Annotated in this window: 2 protein-coding genes and 1 pseudogene; all 3 read left to right on the forward strand. The window is 44.4% G+C overall.

Features of this window, described 5'->3' with window-relative positions:
- Window positions 1–275 (forward strand): annotated as a pseudogene (locus tag EMM73_RS20140) (addiction module toxin RelE); the annotation flags it as partial.
- 247 nt (window positions 276–522) lie between these two features.
- The gene (locus EMM73_RS19760; protein WP_127688474.1) at window positions 523–939 is read left to right on the forward strand and encodes a hypothetical protein; all 417 of its coding nucleotides are present in this window, start codon (window positions 523–525) and stop codon (window positions 937–939) included.
- Window positions 940–1158: 219 nt separating this feature from the next.
- Window positions 1159–1322: transposase (locus EMM73_RS20600; RefSeq protein WP_127688475.1), on the forward strand; the 164-nt coding region annotated here is incomplete at its 3' end.

Consider the following 1322-nt stretch of genomic DNA (forward strand, 5'->3'; position numbering starts at 1 on the left):
ATAGCTTTGTCAGCGAAATGCAAAGCAAAATATCCTGCCCTGAATTGTTATCTGAAATTCCCGCTAAGCAAAAACGTTTACCTGCGAAGCCTTTAGATTGGTATGTGGAGCAAGCATCGGGAGACAGAAACAGGGCTATTCAATTAGCTTACGCCAGCGGAGGATACCATCAGACAGAGTTAAGTCATTATTTTGGCTTACATTATGGAACTATTAGCCGTATCATTTCAGGGAAAAGCCACAGAGTATCCACAGGGGCAAAGGGCAAGACCTGACACTAAAGTCTTCGAAAGTGTTTCTGTAGATAGAGCTACCTATGATGCCGTGATGTATCGGATGTGGCAGGCTCCTGCAGCAGTTGATTATGGGTTAATCAACGTCAATTGTGTAACTGTGGCTACAGGTGTTTGGAATGCCGGTCCAGCGCCATCGGTGCTCTACACTAATGTCACTAACCCTGATGTCTTGAGATCTCGAATATGGTTCAATCGCATCATGGGTAATTAATAGTAGGGGATTTAAATGGCGCTAAGGATTATTTATCTGCTGGGATTTGTGTTGTTTTGTACCGTTATTTATCAGCTATCTGGCAGGTTGGTTGATATTGAGTGCGAATACAATATAGAACATCATGGTTTTTGGTTGGAAGTTGATAGTGAACGTGCAGGTTTTTTCTCTCATGCATTCCGGAGCAGAGCCCTCCGCTTAAATATGGTGAGCGTTGTTTATGAAGAGGCTCTATGGGAAAAATGGGGAGAGGATATTGAGTTTTTGCAGCAATTTATCGTTAAACGCTCAGGAGATAGGTATTACGCAGAACTCAAGTATGCTGATGGTGATCGCCAAGTATTGGGTTATCTAAGCCAAACGTGCAGAAATAACCTGAAAGCGTGGACTGACATGCACCCGTTACAGTCGCAGAACTGGCAGGTTGAGTAAAAACCAACGTTGTTATCCCAAGAAAAACGGTGTCACCAAGAAAAACGGTGTCAGGTCTTGCCCCTTGCCCCTTTGTTGGGGTTGGTTTTTTGTTGGGGCAATGTATGAGCCGCCTCCTGATTGTCAGTATTGATAACCCACAAGTCTGCGTCTAAACCTCTTGCCCGACCAGAGTAGGTTCACTATGGTTAATTGAAATTATCTGTTTTGGGGGCGAGGATGAGCCGTCCACTGCGATTGGAGTTTGCCGGAGCTTTGTATCATGTGACGTCACGTGGTAATGAACGTAAAGCTATTTATCTGAATGAAACGGACTATCAGGTTTTTCTGGAGCTTGTCGCGCAGGTATGTGAACGCTTCAATTGGGTCATTCACGCCTATTG

Source organism: Rheinheimera sediminis, from assembly GCF_004005375.1.
Taxonomy (GTDB): domain Bacteria; phylum Pseudomonadota; class Gammaproteobacteria; order Enterobacterales; family Alteromonadaceae; genus Pararheinheimera.

What these genes read in the sequence shown, in the direction of transcription:
- EMM73_RS19760 (WP_127688474.1), top strand. Translation starts at nt 523, where the DNA reads ATGGCGCTAAGGATTATTTATCTGCTGGGATTTGTGTTGTTTTGTACC.